Here is a 16,052-nt window from a genome sequence, read left to right on the forward strand (position 1 = left end):
ATGGTTTGCGATGATGAACCATCTATTTAATTTTGCATCGGGATATATAGCTTTACGATAAAGCCATGCCCCTCGTTGGTATCTATCTCTAAACCTGCTTTTGATTCGTAGTTTAGAAGAAGACGGTCATGTATATTTTTTAAACCAATATGCTCGTGAGAAAATTCGCCAGCATAAGGAGCACGATAGATATTACTCCTTAAAGTGTCCAGTTCTTCCGCTGATAAACTTGAGTAGTCATTTTCAACGATTAGATATAAAAAATCCTCTTTAATTTCGCCTGTTATATTTAAGGTAGAATCAAAATAGCCTTGTTCATAGCAATGTTTAAAGTAGTTCTCTACAAGGGGTTGGAGTATCATACTAGGGATTTTTATCCCTTGGATTGCTTCACTTATCTGAATAGAGTAGTTTAGCTTACTGCCAAAACGTTCCCGTTGCAGCGTTAAGTATGCTTTTATATAATCCAGTTCTTCACGAACTAGAACCCACTGATCTGCTCGGATAGAGTATCTCATCATTTTTGATAAGGATGTTACAAGCTGATAGATTTTAGGAGAGTTATTTTGCAGCGCAACTGCTCCAATGGATTGAAGAGCATTAAATAGAAAGTGAGGATTCACTTGAGATTTAAGTGCTCGTAATTGATTTTTTCTATTCTCAATCTCCAATTTGTATTCTCGATCAATATGGAGGTTTATACGCTCCAACATTTCTTTCATATGCTTTTCTAGATGACCAATTTCATCTTCTCGGCTGTCGGTAAAAGGAATATTTAAGTTTCCTCCTTTAATAGAAAGCACCTTTTGGCTGAGCACTTTAATAGGACGTGATATATAGTAGGCAAGGATGCTGATCATTAATAGTCCTAGTACCCCCACCCCTATCCCAACCAATATGTTGGTGTAAGCGGTTTGTCTAGCATCATAAAATAATCTATCACTAGGTGTCACCTTTACGATTTTCCACTGATGAAGTGGTTTTGATAATGTTTTAGATAAGATAATATCATTGCTTTTATCCTGGCTGGCATGAAGGAATTTCTCATCTGCTGTTTTTCCTATTAGGGAATGAACATTTGTATACATTACAATATCATGTTCATTAAGAAGATAAATGGAATCTCCTTTCTCCTGTAATAGACTACTGCAAATCTGTGCATACTTATCTAGATCCATATCAATTGTAATAACCCCAAGAAATTCTTTGGAGAGAGGATCCAGTATTTTATGATGGATAGTCATAACCTCTGTTTTGTCTGATTCAGGTATAATCGCGGCATTATTATAGTTTCCAATCGTATGTGGAGGCTCTATTAAATAACGTGAATTGGAATGAAACAGCTTTTGCATGGAGTCTTGCTTCATAAAATCTTTTTGCGGTTTTCTTGCGCTGATCATCCCATTATAAATAGTGAATGATTCTTTATTCTTATCCAAATAGAAACGAATTTGGCGAATTTCGGAACGCATCAAGAAAAAAGTTTCAATATTTTCTTCCATAGCAATTGGATTAAAATAAATGGAATCTTCATAGCCATTAGTAAAAATCCGAAAAAAGTCTGGATTTCTATATAAAATATAGGGAAGGTCAATCATATCATTAAAATATTGTTCTAGTTCTTTGGATAATTTATCTAATTGTTCTTTGCTGTTTTGTAGTTCATGCTGTTCGACACTATCCTTCGTATATCCATAAATAATTAAAACCGTTAAAAAATAGGGCAGGATAATGAAAGCAAGAAGCATAAAAAATAAACGGCTTTGAATGCTTTTCATATTAAGAGGTTCCTTTCTTTCTATTAATATCATTATCTAGCCTTAAAAATTTAGTCGTATTTAATAAACCATATCTTTAAATCTAAATCTTTTTTTACAAATAAGTCAATATACACAGATGATAAAAAAGCTAGGTGGGATTTTTGGCGTTTTGTCCATTAAAACGCTGAATGGCATCGCTTACTATAGTACGTGGAAACGATAACAAAAAGATCAAAATTGAATCGATGGCACTAGGGACTAAATCTTCATTACGAAATTTAGGTAATTATCATTAAATATTGTCATACTATCTATTATTCCGTTACATTCTAGTCAAAATAAGGAAAATTAAACGGTCATTTATGTTGAGATTGGATAAATAAGGAGAATCTTCCGTTTATATTTTGCGATGCTAATTGCTGGTTTAATGTAAAAAGAGTGTCAGCAGCTAATATGCTAGACACTCTTGATTTGCTATTTACTTTTTAAACTCATTCAATCTTTCATATGTCTCTAAGAGAAACTGGTAAAATAGTGATTCTGTTGGAAGTAGTTTGCGATGACTTGGATAAATAACCCCAACGGTTCTTGTCAGATTAATATCTGAAAGGGGGATGACGCAGGTGGAACGTGGTGTGTTATCCACCAATGTCATTTCTGGCATCAAGGCTACTCCTAACCCAGCAGATACTAATCCTTTCAGTGCATCAATGTCTTTTCCTTCAAATGCAATTTGTGGAGAAAATCCTGCATCATGACATGCTTTAACCACTTGGTCCCTGAATACAAATCCTTCTGGTAAGACACAGAAGGGATCATTTTTTAAATCTTTTAGCTGTAATTCTTTTTGACTGCTCAATGGATGATGAAGAGGAAGAAGGGCAACAATATTTTCTGTAAATAATGTAGCACCGTTAATTTTATCCTCCTTTTCTCGGTTTGGCATTGGCGCAATCATTGCCAAATTAAATTCTCCATTAATAACTCCATCGATAAGATCATAATACAGGGCGTTGCTCATATGAAATTTAGCTTCTGGATATCGAGTACGAAAAGAATAGATGATAGATGGCAGTGTATGAGCAGCCATGCTGATAGGAAAGGCGATTCTAACTGTCCCTTTTTCAGGATCGAGCGACTCCTCCACTTCTCTTTTGGCGTCTTCCATCATACTCCATATTTGTTTCATCCGCTCAAAAAAAACTCTTCCAAGGGGTGTTAATTTTACGCTTCTACCTTCACGGATAAAAAGCTCGACTCCTAATTCTGCTTCTAAATTGAAAATTTGTCTACTTACTGAAGATTGGGCCACATGCAAAGCATCGGCAGCTTCTGTAATATGTTCCCTTTTGGCAGCTTCCAAAAAATACTGTATTTGTCTTATTTCCATGTCTGCACTCTTTTCTATCCATGCGCATAACGCATGAATTCAATCCGAAATTAGTATTGTACCTATTAATTATAAAATTATAAAATAAAAACAACTTTTAGAAAAGAGAATATTCTAACATTAATTTATTATAGGGGCTGAAAAAGGATGAAAGTGCTGGATAAAAAAGAAGAATTTCAAACACAAACGGTGAAAGATTACATAAATCAATTAATAAATCAAGTAAAAGAACGTAATCCTCACGAAAAGGAGTTCCAGCAGGCAGTTAAAGAAGTCCTTGATTCTTTAGTTCCTGTACTTGAAAAAAATCCAACATATGTTAAACATGCTGTATTAGAAAGAATGCTTGAGCCAGATCGACTAATTAGCTTTAAAGTCCCTTGGGTAGACGATAATGGAAATATAAAAGTAAACCGCGGCTATCGTGTTCAATTTAATAATGCGATTGGACCATATAAAGGAGGACTAAGATTTCATTCTTCTGTTAATGCCAGTATTATTAAATTTCTTGGATTTGAGCAAATCTTTAAAAACTCATTAACAGGTCAGCCGATAGGCGGCGGAAAAGGCGGCTCTGATTTTGATCCGAAGGGGAAGTCTGATTTCGAAATAATGCGTTTTTGTCAAAGCTTTATGACTGAACTTAGTAAGCATATCGGTCCGGATATCGATGTGCCCGCTGGAGATATCGGAGTAGGAGCAAGAGAAATTGGCTATATGTTTGGACAATATAAACGATTAAAAGGTGCTTATGAAGCAGGCGTCTTAACCGGAAAAGGGATCGGATATGGTGGAAGCTTAGGTAGAAAAGAAGCAACAGGATACGGCTTAGTGTACTTTGTGGAAGAAATGCTGAAAAGTCAGGGACGAGGTTTTGAAGACAATACGGTAGTAGTTTCTGGTTCGGGAAATGTATCGATTTATGCGATGGAGAAAGCAATACAGTTAGGAGCTAAAGTGGTTGCTTGCAGTGATTCCGGCGGTTATGTGTATGATCCAAATGGAATAAACCTTGATACGGTGAAACAATTAAAAGAAGTGGAAAACAAAAGAATCTATGAATATGTGAATACCCATCCTGATGCTATCTACCAGGAAGGATACACAGGTATTTGGACAATTCCTTGTGATATTGCGTTGCCATGTGCAACACAAAACGAACTGAATAAAGAATCAGCTGAAAAATTAATCGCCAATGGAGTAAAAGCAATAGGTGAAGGGGCAAATATGCCTTCTACTCTTGAAGCAGTCGATACCTTTATCGAGCATAAAGTATTATTTGCACCTGCCAAAGCAGCAAATGCAGGCGGGGTGGCAGTCTCCGCTTTAGAAATGGCACAAAATAGTGCGCGAATAGCTTGGACGCAAGAAGAGGTAGACAAGAAGCTACAAGCGATTATGAAAGATATTTTTAGTAAAAGTATCCAAGCATCAGAGGAGTATGCAGAAAAAGGGAATCTAGTTGCAGGTGCTAATATAGCAGGCTTCATCAAAGTTGCAGATGCTATGATAGAACAAGGAATCATATAAGAAGTTTTCAAATAGAATGATATTTTTATATAGTTTAGAAGAGAGAATCAGTATGTTGCTGGTTCTCTTTTTTATTGTAAAAATTCTACTTGGATAAGGATTTATATAAGAGTTACTATGTTGGCTCGCTGGGAGAGAGGTATATCCACATATACTTATTTAGATATATGAAAATGAAATTGGTTTCATTTTCGTTTGGAAACCTATAAGACCTTAATGAGAACTTTATGAAATAGATTGCTATTATTATTACAACAATCTGAAAGGTTTTACTTGAAAAATTTTTCTTATTGAAAAAATGTGTTAGATTTTCTGACAAGAAGCATAATTTATTTTTTTACTCATGTTACAATTGTCCCAACATTCAGAAAAGGGGATTACAATATGAAAAAATCACATCCTGTACTTGTTATCTTTTTATTCTTTTTAGGTTGGGTATTTATGTATGCAGATCGTAATATTCTATCACCAGTCATGGGAAGTATTGGAGAAGAATGGAACTTAAACCAAACCGAATTAGGATTAATGGCTACTGTGTTTTTTGCTGCCTATGCTTTTATGCAAATCCCTACTGGCTTTTTAGCAGATAAATTTGGGCGAGTAAAGGTGTTAGTAATTGGCTTTATCGTTTTTGGTGTTGGTACATATTTAAGTGGTGCATCTACTACGTTTGCAATGTTTTTAATCATGAGAGCAATTACTGGGTTAGGAGAAGGCACTTATTATGGTTCACAGTATGGTATCTCTTCTACGATAACCCCAAAGAAATATCGCGGCTTAGTCTCAGCTATTATTAATAGTGGCATGGCTTTTGGTATTTCGTTAGGATTTATGTCATCCAGCTATTTTACCTACACATTAAATAAAGGCTGGCAGTTTCCGTTTTATGTTTTTGCCATCCCTACCGTTTTGGTTGCTATTTTAATAGGCATATTTGTTCGTGATAATTCACATAAGGAGAAGAAAGTAGAATCTGAATATGAAAAAGTCGAGATGAAGAAAATTTTCACTAAAAATCATATTTTTGTATATATCTTAATCTTTTGTTCCTTATATGGATTTTTCGGTATGCTAACATGGCTTCCTTATTACTTACAAACAGCAAGAGGTATTGAAGCATCTCAAACGGGGATTATCTCTTCTTTAGTGCCTTGGGCTTCCATTCCAGGTGCCATTCTATTTGGTTTCTTATCTGATCGCATTAAAAGTAAAAAGCCGTTAATTATAACATTGGCATTAGCTGGAGCAATTTGTCAATTTGCTATTCCTTATACAGACAATTATTCCTTGCTGATTGTCGGATTATGTTTATATGGTTTGCTTGGAAAATTAGCGCTGGATCCAGTATTAATTTCGTATATGGCAGATATTACACCGAAGTCGATGTATTCAAGAGTTTATGGGTTCTTTAACTTTAGCGGGATGCTTTCTTCTATATTTGCGCCATATATTACGGGGTATTTCGCTGATAAAACTGGCAGTCTAGAATTCGGATTTTATCTAGCCGGCGGGTTATTAATTATTGGTGCCATATTGTTTATATTTACAAGCTATAAAGGGAAAGAAGACAATAAAGCAGCGATTAATGTTGGACTTAAGGAGGAAATAGTAAGTTGAATAAAGTAATAGTAGGCACAGAATCAATGATTGTAAGTCCACATTATTTGGCTTCACAAGCAGGTGAACAAATTCTCCAAAAGGGAGGCAATGCATTTGATGCTGCTGTTGCTGTGAGTGCTTGCTTAGCTGTAGTATATCCGCATATGACTGGTCTTGGTGGAGATTCTTTTTGGCTGACTTATAAGGAAAAGACAGGGAAAGTGCGTACTTATAATGGAAGTGGGAAGTCAGGAGCGGCTGTTACAAGAGAAATGTTTAAGGGAAAAGAGAGCATTCCTTTTCGAGGAATCGAAAGTGTTCTAACTGTTCCTGGCATGGTGGATAGCTGGGATGCTATCTTAAAAGAATATGGAAGTATGACTCTTGCAGAAGTCTTACAGCCTGCTATTGAATATGCAGAAAAGGGTTTTCCTTTATCTAATGATCAATATGAAAATACGATAAAAAATGAGGAGCTTTTAAGAAGTATAGAAGAAACTGCTGCTGTTTTTCTGCCAGATGGAAAGGTTCCTGAAAAATTTTCTCGGTTTGTGCAAAAGAATTTAGCGAACACGTTAAAACAATTAGGAGCAAAAGGAAGAGATGATTTTTATAAAGGAGAACTGGCCTATAGAATTATTTCAGGTTTGAAGAAAAAAGGAAGCTATTTAACAATAGCAGATTTTGCCGCACATAAAGGGGAATGGAGTGAACCGCTCACTAGTACCTATCGCTCTTATACTATGTATCAGGCTCGTCCCAATTCACAAGGCTTTGTGGGACTCATGATTTTAAATATATTAGAAAATTTCGATTTTTCATCCATTCCGTATGAATCCTATGAATATTATCAGCTAATAATAGAAGCAGTGAAAAGAAGCTTTCAAGATCGGAATGAGCATCTGACAGATCCGACATTTCATAAAATTCCATTAGAGCAGTTATTAAGCAAAAAGTATTCTAAGGAGATGGCGGATTCCATCTCCTTAGAATATACAACAGATTATAGTTCGCGCCCTGTTGGAAGCGATACAGCTCATGCCGCCGTTGTGGATAAAGATGGGAATGCTGTTTCGTTTATTCAAAGCCTATATTTTGAATTTGGTTCTGGTGTGGTTGCGGGAGATACGGGGATTACTATGCAAAATAGAGGCTCATTTTTCTCTCTTGATCCTGATCATGTTAATACATTGGAGCCAAATAAGCGGACATTCCATACTTTGATGCCTGCCATGGCTTTTAAAGAGAACAAACCATATGTGTTGTATGGTACACAAGGCGGGGAAGGGCAGCCGCAGACACAAACTTTGATGATTACGAGAATGCTTGACTATGGACTTGATCCCCAAATAGCAATAAGTGAGCCACGGTTTGTATGGGGGCGTACATGGGGAGAAAAAACCGAAGAGCTAAAAATAGAAAACCGTGTTTCGGCAAATGTTTTGGAAAAGCTGCAAAAGGCTGGTCATATCGTAAACCGAGTAGAAGCATTTGACGGAATTATGGGGCATGCAAATGCTATTTTGATCGATGAACAAGGATTTTTATATGGTGGTGTCGACCCAAGAAGTGATGGAGCTGCCATAGGAAAATAAATAATCAAGAGTTAGGACTAAGAGTGAACTTCTGCTAGAAGTTGGCTCTTTTTTATGGAAAAAAGTTTATATCATTCATTCCAATCTGCCCTCGTCTAGCAAACTTTATTAAATTGGAAAAAATAGGGTTGAAAAACAAACGATATATCCATATAATTTGAGAATAGTACAAATATTAAAGTAAATGAAAAGGGGGAGAATGAAGGGAGCGATGAAAAAATTTGCGAAACTAATTATCTATTATTTACTTGGTGTAATAGCAATACTAGCATTAAGCGTTTTACCCCAATATTTTCAAATGAAAATGTTTTCAGAAGGGGAAAGTTATTTCTCTATATTTGTCTCTTTTTTAAAGGATGAATTTTTCCAACTGGATAAATGGGTATACTTCTTAAATGGGGTGGAAACACCAATTTTTCATGTTCTATTGCCAGCATTCATCTATTCAATGGAGATTCTATTTGGAGCGATTTTGTTAGGATTTGGTATTGCTTTCATTTTAGCTCTTTTTGCTTTTTTTCTTCCAAGATTTCTTCTACAACCGGTTAAAAGAATCCTAGATTTCGCCGAGTCAGTTCCAGATATCATTGTCGCTACACTACTTCAAGCATTTGTTCTCTTTATCTTTAAAACGACAGGTGTGGAAATTTTCCAAGTAGCTACATATTCAGAAAAAGCTTATTTAGGCCCTATTCTTACCCTATCTATTGTACCGGCTGTTTCTTTGTTCAAAATACTTCTTCTCATGATGGAAGAAGAATATTTAAAAATGTACGTTACGTTTGCAAGAAGCAAAGGGATACATGATTTGCCAATCCTATGCAAGCATATTATTCGTAATATTATTCCCGTCTCCTTTCATCACATGAAGATTATTATTTGGGGGTTATTATCTAGTCAATTTGTTATCGAACGATTATTTAATGTTCATGGACTTACTCATTTTCTATTGGCGAGCTTTAAACCAATCACTGTCGCTGTTTCTTTGTTATTAATTTTCACACCATTTTTTATTATTTTTCAAATAGTAGATATGGTAGTAATAAAGGAAGAAGAAAAAATGCGAGAAGTGAAAAGAGAATCCTGGAAACAGGAATGGAGCATGACTAATTTACGATTATCGCTAAAAATAAGATGGATGGATATAAAAGAGAGTTTACAGCAGTTTAATTGGGGAAAGTTTTCGATCATTCGACCAATAAAGTGGTTAGGGAAAATTATTGGATTACATATGAAAAATTGGAAATTTGCATTAGGTAGCTTATTTTTTATTGTAACAATAGGGTATAGCCTTATTTATTCTGCAACCACTAATGATTATATAGAGCAGCAGAAATTACTTTATGCCGAAGATGGAGCCACATTGTTAGCAAAAGCACCATTCGCTCCAACAGAACCTTTTTTCTTTGGATCCGATAAAGTCGGATACAGCATCTTTGATCAAATAGTGGTTGGAGCTAAGTATACATTAATTTTTGGCTTACTTATTGCCTTTTTACGGGTGATAGGTGGACTATTGTTTGGAGTGGTTTACTCTTTTTATTTAAAACACTCCTTTCAGCAAATACTCGCCAAAATGGTGGATTCTATTCACTTTATGCCATTAAGTTTAATTGCCTATATTCTGTTAAAACCAATTTTATTACCTGGAATTGACGGTAGTTTTATGAATTCCTTTACGGAACGAGTTATATCGGAAACAATTATTTTAACGTTGTTAGTTGTTCCATTAACGACTACCTTACTCGGAAAAGAAATCAATCGAGTATTAGAGTATGAGTTTATTGCAAGCGCGAGGGTAATGGGAGGTGGCAAATTTAAAATATTTATTCGCCATATTCTCCCTCATATAGGTCCAAGGCTTACGATTCTATTCGGACAGCAATTCATTCAAGTTATGTTAATCTTTATGCACTTAGGAATGTTTGATTTTTTTCTCGGTGGTACTAAATCTCCGATGGACATGATGTTGGCGGATAACCCTAGATCATCTACTCGTGAATGGTCGGGATTAATAGGCCAGATTGGTAGAGAGGCGATCGGGGCAGGAAGATACTGGTTCTTATATATACTCGTGCCATTTATTATTACTATATTTGCCATGCAGTTGATTGTCCAAGGAGTAAAAGAGGTCCAGCAAGTAAAAGTTGGTGTAATCTTTAAACGTCCAAGCCTTAGTAAGAGAAAAGAGAAAGAAAATCCAAAAGAAATTAACTTAGGTGTCACAAAAGAAAGTTTTGCCCAAATAGGGGGAAAGGGAAATTAAAAGTTTTTATGGTCGGTTTTTGCATGAAAGGGAATGTAATTGCAGGAGGATAACATGGCAAATTTCATTATGCTGCACAAACGGATTGATTATATAAGCAAAGTTGAAATAGAATAGAAAATTGCTGTTTTACTGTTATGCTTTTTTAGGATAAGAGAAGAAATTATTAGGAAGGTAAAAGAAAGGATGCCGTTTTGATCTCGGCATCCTTTCTTTTTATTTCTTTCGATAAAAAACTTTGTTTATCTTTAAGAAAAATCAGGGTAAGTCTTCTGTGTAGTTGCTTGACTCAAATCATGACCATAAAAAATGTGGCTAGGGCATACTTCAGCCATAAGTCTTTTTATTTTTCTAATCGATTCACTGGCTAGTTGTTGATCAAATGTAGCAAATGGAATATCATCTTCGTAGTTTTCTCTCGTATATGCTAAATCAATCGTCAATAAAATAGGGCCAGATTGTTTCGTTGTAACGAGAATTGATTGGTGTCCTGGTGTATGGCCAGGAGTAAAGAGAAGTTGAATCCCTGGCATGAGTTCATAATCACCTTGAATGGCTTTATAATTTAAGTTATCTTGAGTACACTCTGGTGGAGCATAATTTTCGTTTCCAATAGCAACATCCAGCTCTGCTTGTTGAACAAATATAGGTGTTTTAGGAAACAGAGGATTTCCACCTGCATGATCCATATGTAGATGAGATGAAATGATCGCTTGAATGTCATTCGGTTTATAACCAATATTATCTAAAACAGCAAGTATATGATCTTCCTTTCTCATATTTGGTAAAAATAAACCTTCATATGGGGTATCATCAAAGTAACTTGGATTTTCAATAAATGATTCTGGCATTCCTGTGTCAATAATAATTGGGCCCTCCTTTGTTTCTAGGAGATAGGACCATATTTGTAAGGTTAAAAGCTTACCAGGTACTAATTTTTGGTTTAAAGACGAATGATCAAGCGTTAGCTTTCCTGTAGGTAACCAGTAAAGTCTTTCTATCATCTATTTCTCCTCCTTAATTTTCTTAATAGTCAGATTTATTATAGTATGTCATAGATTTCTTTTTTGGACAAAGAAATTTTTATAGTGGAAATTATTTGGGGATTTGAGTTCAATCGAAATCTCAGAATATATATTTTTAAGTAAAGCATTTTGCTGGTATTCATTTGAATGTCTATTCCCCTTTAACTGTCATAATTATTTAATATACAAAAGTTGCCAAAATATAATTATATGTATATACTTATTTTATAATCAACTATACCTTTGATAGTAGAATATGTATAGTTAAATAATTAATGTTAAGTCTATCGAATAAGGAGTGTAGCCAAATGATTCACCAATCTTTGAAAGCGTTCCCTAGTAACTTCCTTTGGGGTGCTGCATCGGCAGCTTATCAAGTAGAAGGTGCATGGAATGAGGATGGCAAGGGAGTATCCATTTGGGATACGTTTGTTAGAATACCGGGAAAAACATTTAAAGGTACAAATGGGGATGTAGCGGTAGATCATTATCATCGTTATAAAGAAGATGTACAGTTAATGGCTGAAATGGGAATGAAGGCATACCGATTTTCGGTTGCTTGGACGCGAATTTTTCCGAATGGAAAAGGAGAGGTAAATCAAGCGGGAATTGATTTTTATAATGATTTAATTGATGAATTAATTAAATATAAAATTGAGCCAGTGCTAACTCTTTATCATTGGGATCTTCCGCAAGCACTGCAAGATGAATATGGTGGGTGGGAATCGCGCCAAATTATTGAGGATTTTACGAATTATAGTATCGAATTATTCAAGCAATTTGGAGATCGAGTGAAATATTGGGTAAGTTTAAATGAACAAAATATTTTCACTGGTTTAGGCTATCGCATGGCTGTACATCCACCTGGAGTAACAGATGAAAAACGATTCTATCAAGTGAACCATCATGCGAATTTAGCAAATGCGAGTGTTATTAAGGCTTTCCGCCAATATGTTCCAAGTGGGAAAATTGGACCAAGCTTTGCTTACTCTCCTGCATATGCTTTAACTTCAAAGCCAGAAGATATTATTGCAGCAGAGAATGCGGAAGAATTAAATAGTCATTGGTGGATGGATATGTATGCATGGGGAAGATATCCAGAAGCTGCATGGAACTATTTAGAAGCAAATGGATTGACTCCAGAGGTTGAAGAGGGAGATTTTGAATTATTACGAGAAGGCACTCCTGATTTCATGGGACTTAACTATTATCAAACAACGACCTTTGAGAAAAATCCTCTAGAAGGTGGAGTAGGCAGTGCTGAAATGAACACTTCTGGTAAAAAAGGAACTTCGCAGGATTCAGGAATTCCTGGAGTGTTTAAAACAGTAGAAAATCCAAACTTAGAAAGAACGGATTGGGATTGGAATATTGATCCACAAGGATTACGGATCGCTCTTCGCAGGATTACAAATAGATACCAGCTTCCTATTCTTATTAGTGAAAATGGCTTAGGTGCTTTTGATAAACTAGAAGAAGGCGATATTATCAATGATGATTACCGTATTGATTTTATTCGATCCCATATAAATGCGATGCAAGAAGCTATTACGGATGGTGTAGATCTGCTAGGATATTGTGTGTGGTCATTTACAGATCTGTTAAGCTGGCTGAATGGCTTCCAAAAACGATATGGTTTTGTCTATATCAATCAGCATGAAGAGGGAACACATGACCTTCGTCGAATCAAGAAGAAGAGCTTTTATTGGTATAAAGAAGTAATTGAATCAAATGGTGAGAATCGCTAGGAAGGAATGAACCTGCATATATTTGCAGGTTTGTCCTTCTTTTTTTAGTTTAAATTTACTTTGTACTTTTCTGCTAGACATAAAAATGACAAAAGATGTTCATGGAATCGTCAAATTTACCCTCCGTTTTTGCCCATAAAAGAATATATAATGAAACTGCAAAAGATGTATTTTAATTATTTCTTTTGAACACTATGTTGAAAAAATCCATACTCCAATAGAGTTTATCTTCAAGAAGGAAAATTTAGGGATATGACTATTCTCATTAGCATAGTGATAAGAGGACATACGAAAATTATTTACGAATTGTTTATTATGGATTTTTATGTGATTTATTTCACAAACAAATCACCTTACTAGATAAGTCTTGGAGGGACGAAAAATGAAAAAGAGATTAGTGATGATTGGAAATGGAATGGCAGGAGTTCGGACGATTGAAGAAATATTGAAGAGAAATGCTGACCTTTTTGACATAACGATTATTGGGGATGAGCCATATCCAAACTATAATCGGATTATGCTTTCAAATGTTTTGCAAGGAAAAACAACTGTAAATGATATTAATATTAATGACTGGAATTGGTATCAAGAGAATCATATTCATCTTTTAACAGGCGAAAAAGCAATAAAGATTGATCGAGAAGAGAAAGCGGTCCTTACGGATAAAGGAAAAGCGATAGAATATGATGAACTTATCCTTGCAACAGGATCTAGTGCCTTTATTTTACCGATACCTGGAAGTGATTTAGAAGGTGTAATTGGATTCAGAACCATTGACGATACGGAAAAAATGCTGGAAACAGCAAAGACTTATAAAAAAGCGGTTGTTATCGGCGGAGGATTACTAGGATTAGAAGCTGCAAGAGGATTAATAGATCGTGGAATGGAAGTTCATGTTGTTCACTTATTGCCAACTTTAATGGAGCAGCAATTAGATGCAGCAGCAGCAAATCTTCTTAGAAAAGATTTAGAAGCACAAGGTATGAAGTTCTTAATGGAAAAACAGACAGCAGAGATATATGGAGATAAACGAGTTCAAGGATTGAAATTTACAGATGGAACAACAGTTGATTGTGATCTTGTCGTAATGGCTGTTGGTATTAGACCAAATGTAGCAATTGCCCGTGAGGCAGGATTAGAAGTAAATCGCGCGATCATTGTGAATGATCATATGGTTACATCTGATCCATCCATCTTTGCAGTAGGGGAATGTGCAGAGCATAATGGAATTGCCTATGGATTAGTTGCTCCTCTATATGAACAAGGAATGGCTCTTGCCGATTATATAACAGGCAAAGAAGGAAAAGGATATCAAGGATCAATTCTTTCTACTCAATTGAAAGTAGCAGGGTGTGACTTATTTTCAGGAGGGAAAATCCATGAGGATGAAAATACGGAAGCAATTATTGTTCATGACCAATTTGCAAAAGTATATAAAAAGATTTTAGTAACAGACAACAAAATTGTTGGAATTGTCTTATACGGAGATGCTTCCGATGGAACTCGGCTATTTAATATGTTGAAGAAACAAGCAGATATTAGTGAGTATACAAGTTCCTCTGTATTAAGCAAGAGCGGGGAGGACGCAGAAGAAGATTTAGTAGCAAGCATGAGTGCAGATGACACTGTATGTGGATGTAATGGGGTAACAAAAGGTACTATCGTTCATTCTATCCTAGAGCAGGGATTAACTACTTTTGAAGAAGTAAAAGGATGTACAAAGGCAGGAGCATCTTGTGGTAAATGTAAACCACTAGTTGAAGGGATTTTAGCGCATACACTTGGTGACAGCTTTGATGCATCCATTCAAAAAACAGGGATGTGCAGCTGTACAACACTTACTCGTGATGAAGTAGTAGCACAAATAAAAGAAATGCAGCTTAAATCTCCAAAAGAAGTTAGAATGGTGCTTGGTTTTGCAAGTGAAGAAGGCTGTTCAAAATGCCGCCCAGCGTTAAACTATTATATGCGTATGCTGTTCCCAGAAGAGTACGAGGACGATAAGGCATCAAGATTTGTTAATGAGAAAATGGAAGGGAATATTCAAAAAGATGGGACATTCTCCATCATTCCTCGTATGTATGGCGGAACAACTACTGCAGAGGATTTAGTGAAAATCGGAGAGGTAGCGAAAAAATACAATGTGCCATTAGTGAAAATTACCGGGGCAAGCCGGATTGGATTATATGGTGTGAAGAAAGAAGATGTCCCACATGTTTGGGAAGAGCTAGGAATGCGTTCTGGTTATGCTTATTCTAAATCTCTTCGTAACGTAAAATCATGTGTTGGGTCAAGATTTTGCCGCTTCGGCACCCAAGATTCATTGGGACTTGGCATTAAGTTAGAACAAGAACTAGAAATGGTCGACACTCCGCATAAAATGAAAATGGGAGTAACAGGATGTCCAAGAAACTGTGCAGAAGTATTGACAAAAGACTTTGGTGTTATTTGCGTAGAAAATGGCTATCAGTTGTATATTGGTGGAAATGGCGGAACAGAAGTACGTGAATGCGATAGCTTAACAACAGTTCAAACAGAAGAAGAAGTAATTACAATGGCCAAGGCATTTGTTCAATATTATCGTGAAAATGCGAACTATGGAGAAAGAACGGCTCCATGGGTGGAACGTATGGGGATTGAAACAGTGAAAGAAACACTACTAAATGCTAGAAATATGAAACAGTTTGTAAGCAGATTTGAGCGTGCAAAAACAACATACGAAGAAGCTTGGTCTACTGTTTTAAACGACCAAATGAAGAGAGAAATGTATGAAGTGATAAAAGGCTAATAGCTATAGAACAAAAATGGAGGGAATACATGATGACGGCAACTTTAGAATGGAATAAGATTATGAAACTAGCTGATTTACCTAAACAAATTGGTAAAGAGGTTCATTTAAAAGGAAAATCAATTGCTTTATTTCATCTTTCTAATGGAGAGGTTAGAGCTATTGCGAATAACTGTCCCCATCAAAATGGTCCATTGGCAGAAGGAATTGTATCAGGCGAATTTGTTTTCTGTCCATTGCATGATTGGAAAATTTCTTTAGTCACAGGCGAAGTTCAAAAACCGGATAATGGCTGTGTAGAGGTTTATGAAACACAAATAAAAGATGACTATATTTATATAATGGTGTAAG

10 protein-coding genes are annotated in these 16,052 nt (G+C 35.7%); 7 read left to right on the forward strand and 3 right to left on the reverse strand.

The features are described from left to right. Nucleotides 1-26: 26 nt before the first annotated feature. Nucleotides 27-1,778, reverse strand: a complete 1,752-nt coding sequence (locus NiCM35_RS03525; RefSeq protein WP_095332231.1) for a cache domain-containing sensor histidine kinase — start codon at nucleotides 1,776-1,778, stop codon at nucleotides 27-29. A gap of 460 nt (nucleotides 1,779-2,238) precedes the next feature. Continuing rightward, nucleotides 2,239-3,150 carry a glutamate biosynthesis transcriptional regulator GltC gene (gene gltC / locus NiCM35_RS03530; protein ID WP_095332233.1) on the reverse strand — a complete coding sequence of 304 codons (912 nt, stop codon included), beginning with the start codon at nucleotides 3,148-3,150 and terminating at the stop codon, nucleotides 2,239-2,241. A 147-nt stretch (nucleotides 3,151-3,297) separates the two neighbouring features. Between gltC and gdhA the strand changes: the two genes are divergently transcribed. The 4 genes from gdhA (at nucleotide 3,298) to NiCM35_RS03550 (ending at nucleotide 10,140) form a co-directional block, all read left to right on the forward strand. Next, nucleotides 3,298-4,680 (forward strand): NADP-specific glutamate dehydrogenase, encoded by a 1,383-nt coding sequence (gene gdhA, locus NiCM35_RS03535; protein WP_095332235.1) that lies wholly within the window; start codon nucleotides 3,298-3,300, stop codon nucleotides 4,678-4,680. Between the two features lie 384 nt (nucleotides 4,681-5,064). Then, complete coding sequence (locus NiCM35_RS03540) at nucleotides 5,065-6,297, forward strand: MFS transporter (RefSeq protein WP_433778631.1); 1,233 nt, start codon at nucleotides 5,065-5,067, stop codon at nucleotides 6,295-6,297. Then, nucleotides 6,294-7,874: a gamma-glutamyltransferase gene (gene ggt / locus NiCM35_RS03545; protein ID WP_095332239.1), complete on the forward strand. Its 1,581-nt coding sequence runs from the start codon at nucleotides 6,294-6,296 to the stop codon at nucleotides 7,872-7,874. The genes NiCM35_RS03540 and ggt overlap by 4 nt, the downstream gene beginning before the upstream one ends. 211 nt (nucleotides 7,875-8,085) lie before the next feature. Next, the gene (locus tag NiCM35_RS03550; protein ID WP_163186728.1) at nucleotides 8,086-10,140 is read left to right on the forward strand and encodes an ABC transporter permease subunit; all 2,055 of its coding nucleotides are present in this window, start codon (nucleotides 8,086-8,088) and stop codon (nucleotides 10,138-10,140) included. A 248-nt stretch (nucleotides 10,141-10,388) separates the two neighbouring features. Here the strand turns inward: NiCM35_RS03550 and aiiA are convergent, their stop codons facing one another. Then, on the reverse strand, nucleotides 10,389-11,144 hold the full coding sequence (gene aiiA, locus NiCM35_RS03555) for a quorum-quenching N-acyl homoserine lactonase AiiA (protein WP_095332241.1): 756 nt from the start codon (nucleotides 11,142-11,144) through the stop codon (nucleotides 10,389-10,391). A 329-nt stretch (nucleotides 11,145-11,473) separates the two neighbouring features. Here aiiA and NiCM35_RS03560 point away from each other — a divergent pair, with 329 nt between their 5' ends. The 3 genes from NiCM35_RS03560 (at nucleotide 11,474) to nirD (ending at nucleotide 16,051) form a co-directional block, all read left to right on the forward strand. Beyond that, entirely contained in the window at nucleotides 11,474-12,913 is a 1,440-nt protein-coding gene (locus tag NiCM35_RS03560; protein WP_095332243.1) for a glycoside hydrolase family 1 protein, read from the forward strand. A 382-nt stretch (nucleotides 12,914-13,295) separates the two neighbouring features. After that, the gene (nirB, locus tag NiCM35_RS03565) at nucleotides 13,296-15,701 is read left to right on the forward strand and encodes a nitrite reductase large subunit NirB (RefSeq protein ID WP_095332245.1); all 2,406 of its coding nucleotides are present in this window, start codon (nucleotides 13,296-13,298) and stop codon (nucleotides 15,699-15,701) included. 32 nt (nucleotides 15,702-15,733) lie between these two features. Continuing rightward, nucleotides 15,734-16,051, forward strand: coding sequence for a nitrite reductase small subunit NirD (gene nirD / locus NiCM35_RS03570; RefSeq protein ID WP_095332329.1), 318 nt, complete (start codon nucleotides 15,734-15,736; stop codon nucleotides 16,049-16,051). Nucleotide 16,052 lies beyond the last annotated feature (1 nt).

Origin of the sequence: Niallia sp. M35 (genome assembly GCF_050971705.1) — a bacterium.
Taxonomy (GTDB): Bacteria; Bacillota; Bacilli; order Bacillales; family Cytobacillaceae; genus Niallia; species Niallia circulans_A.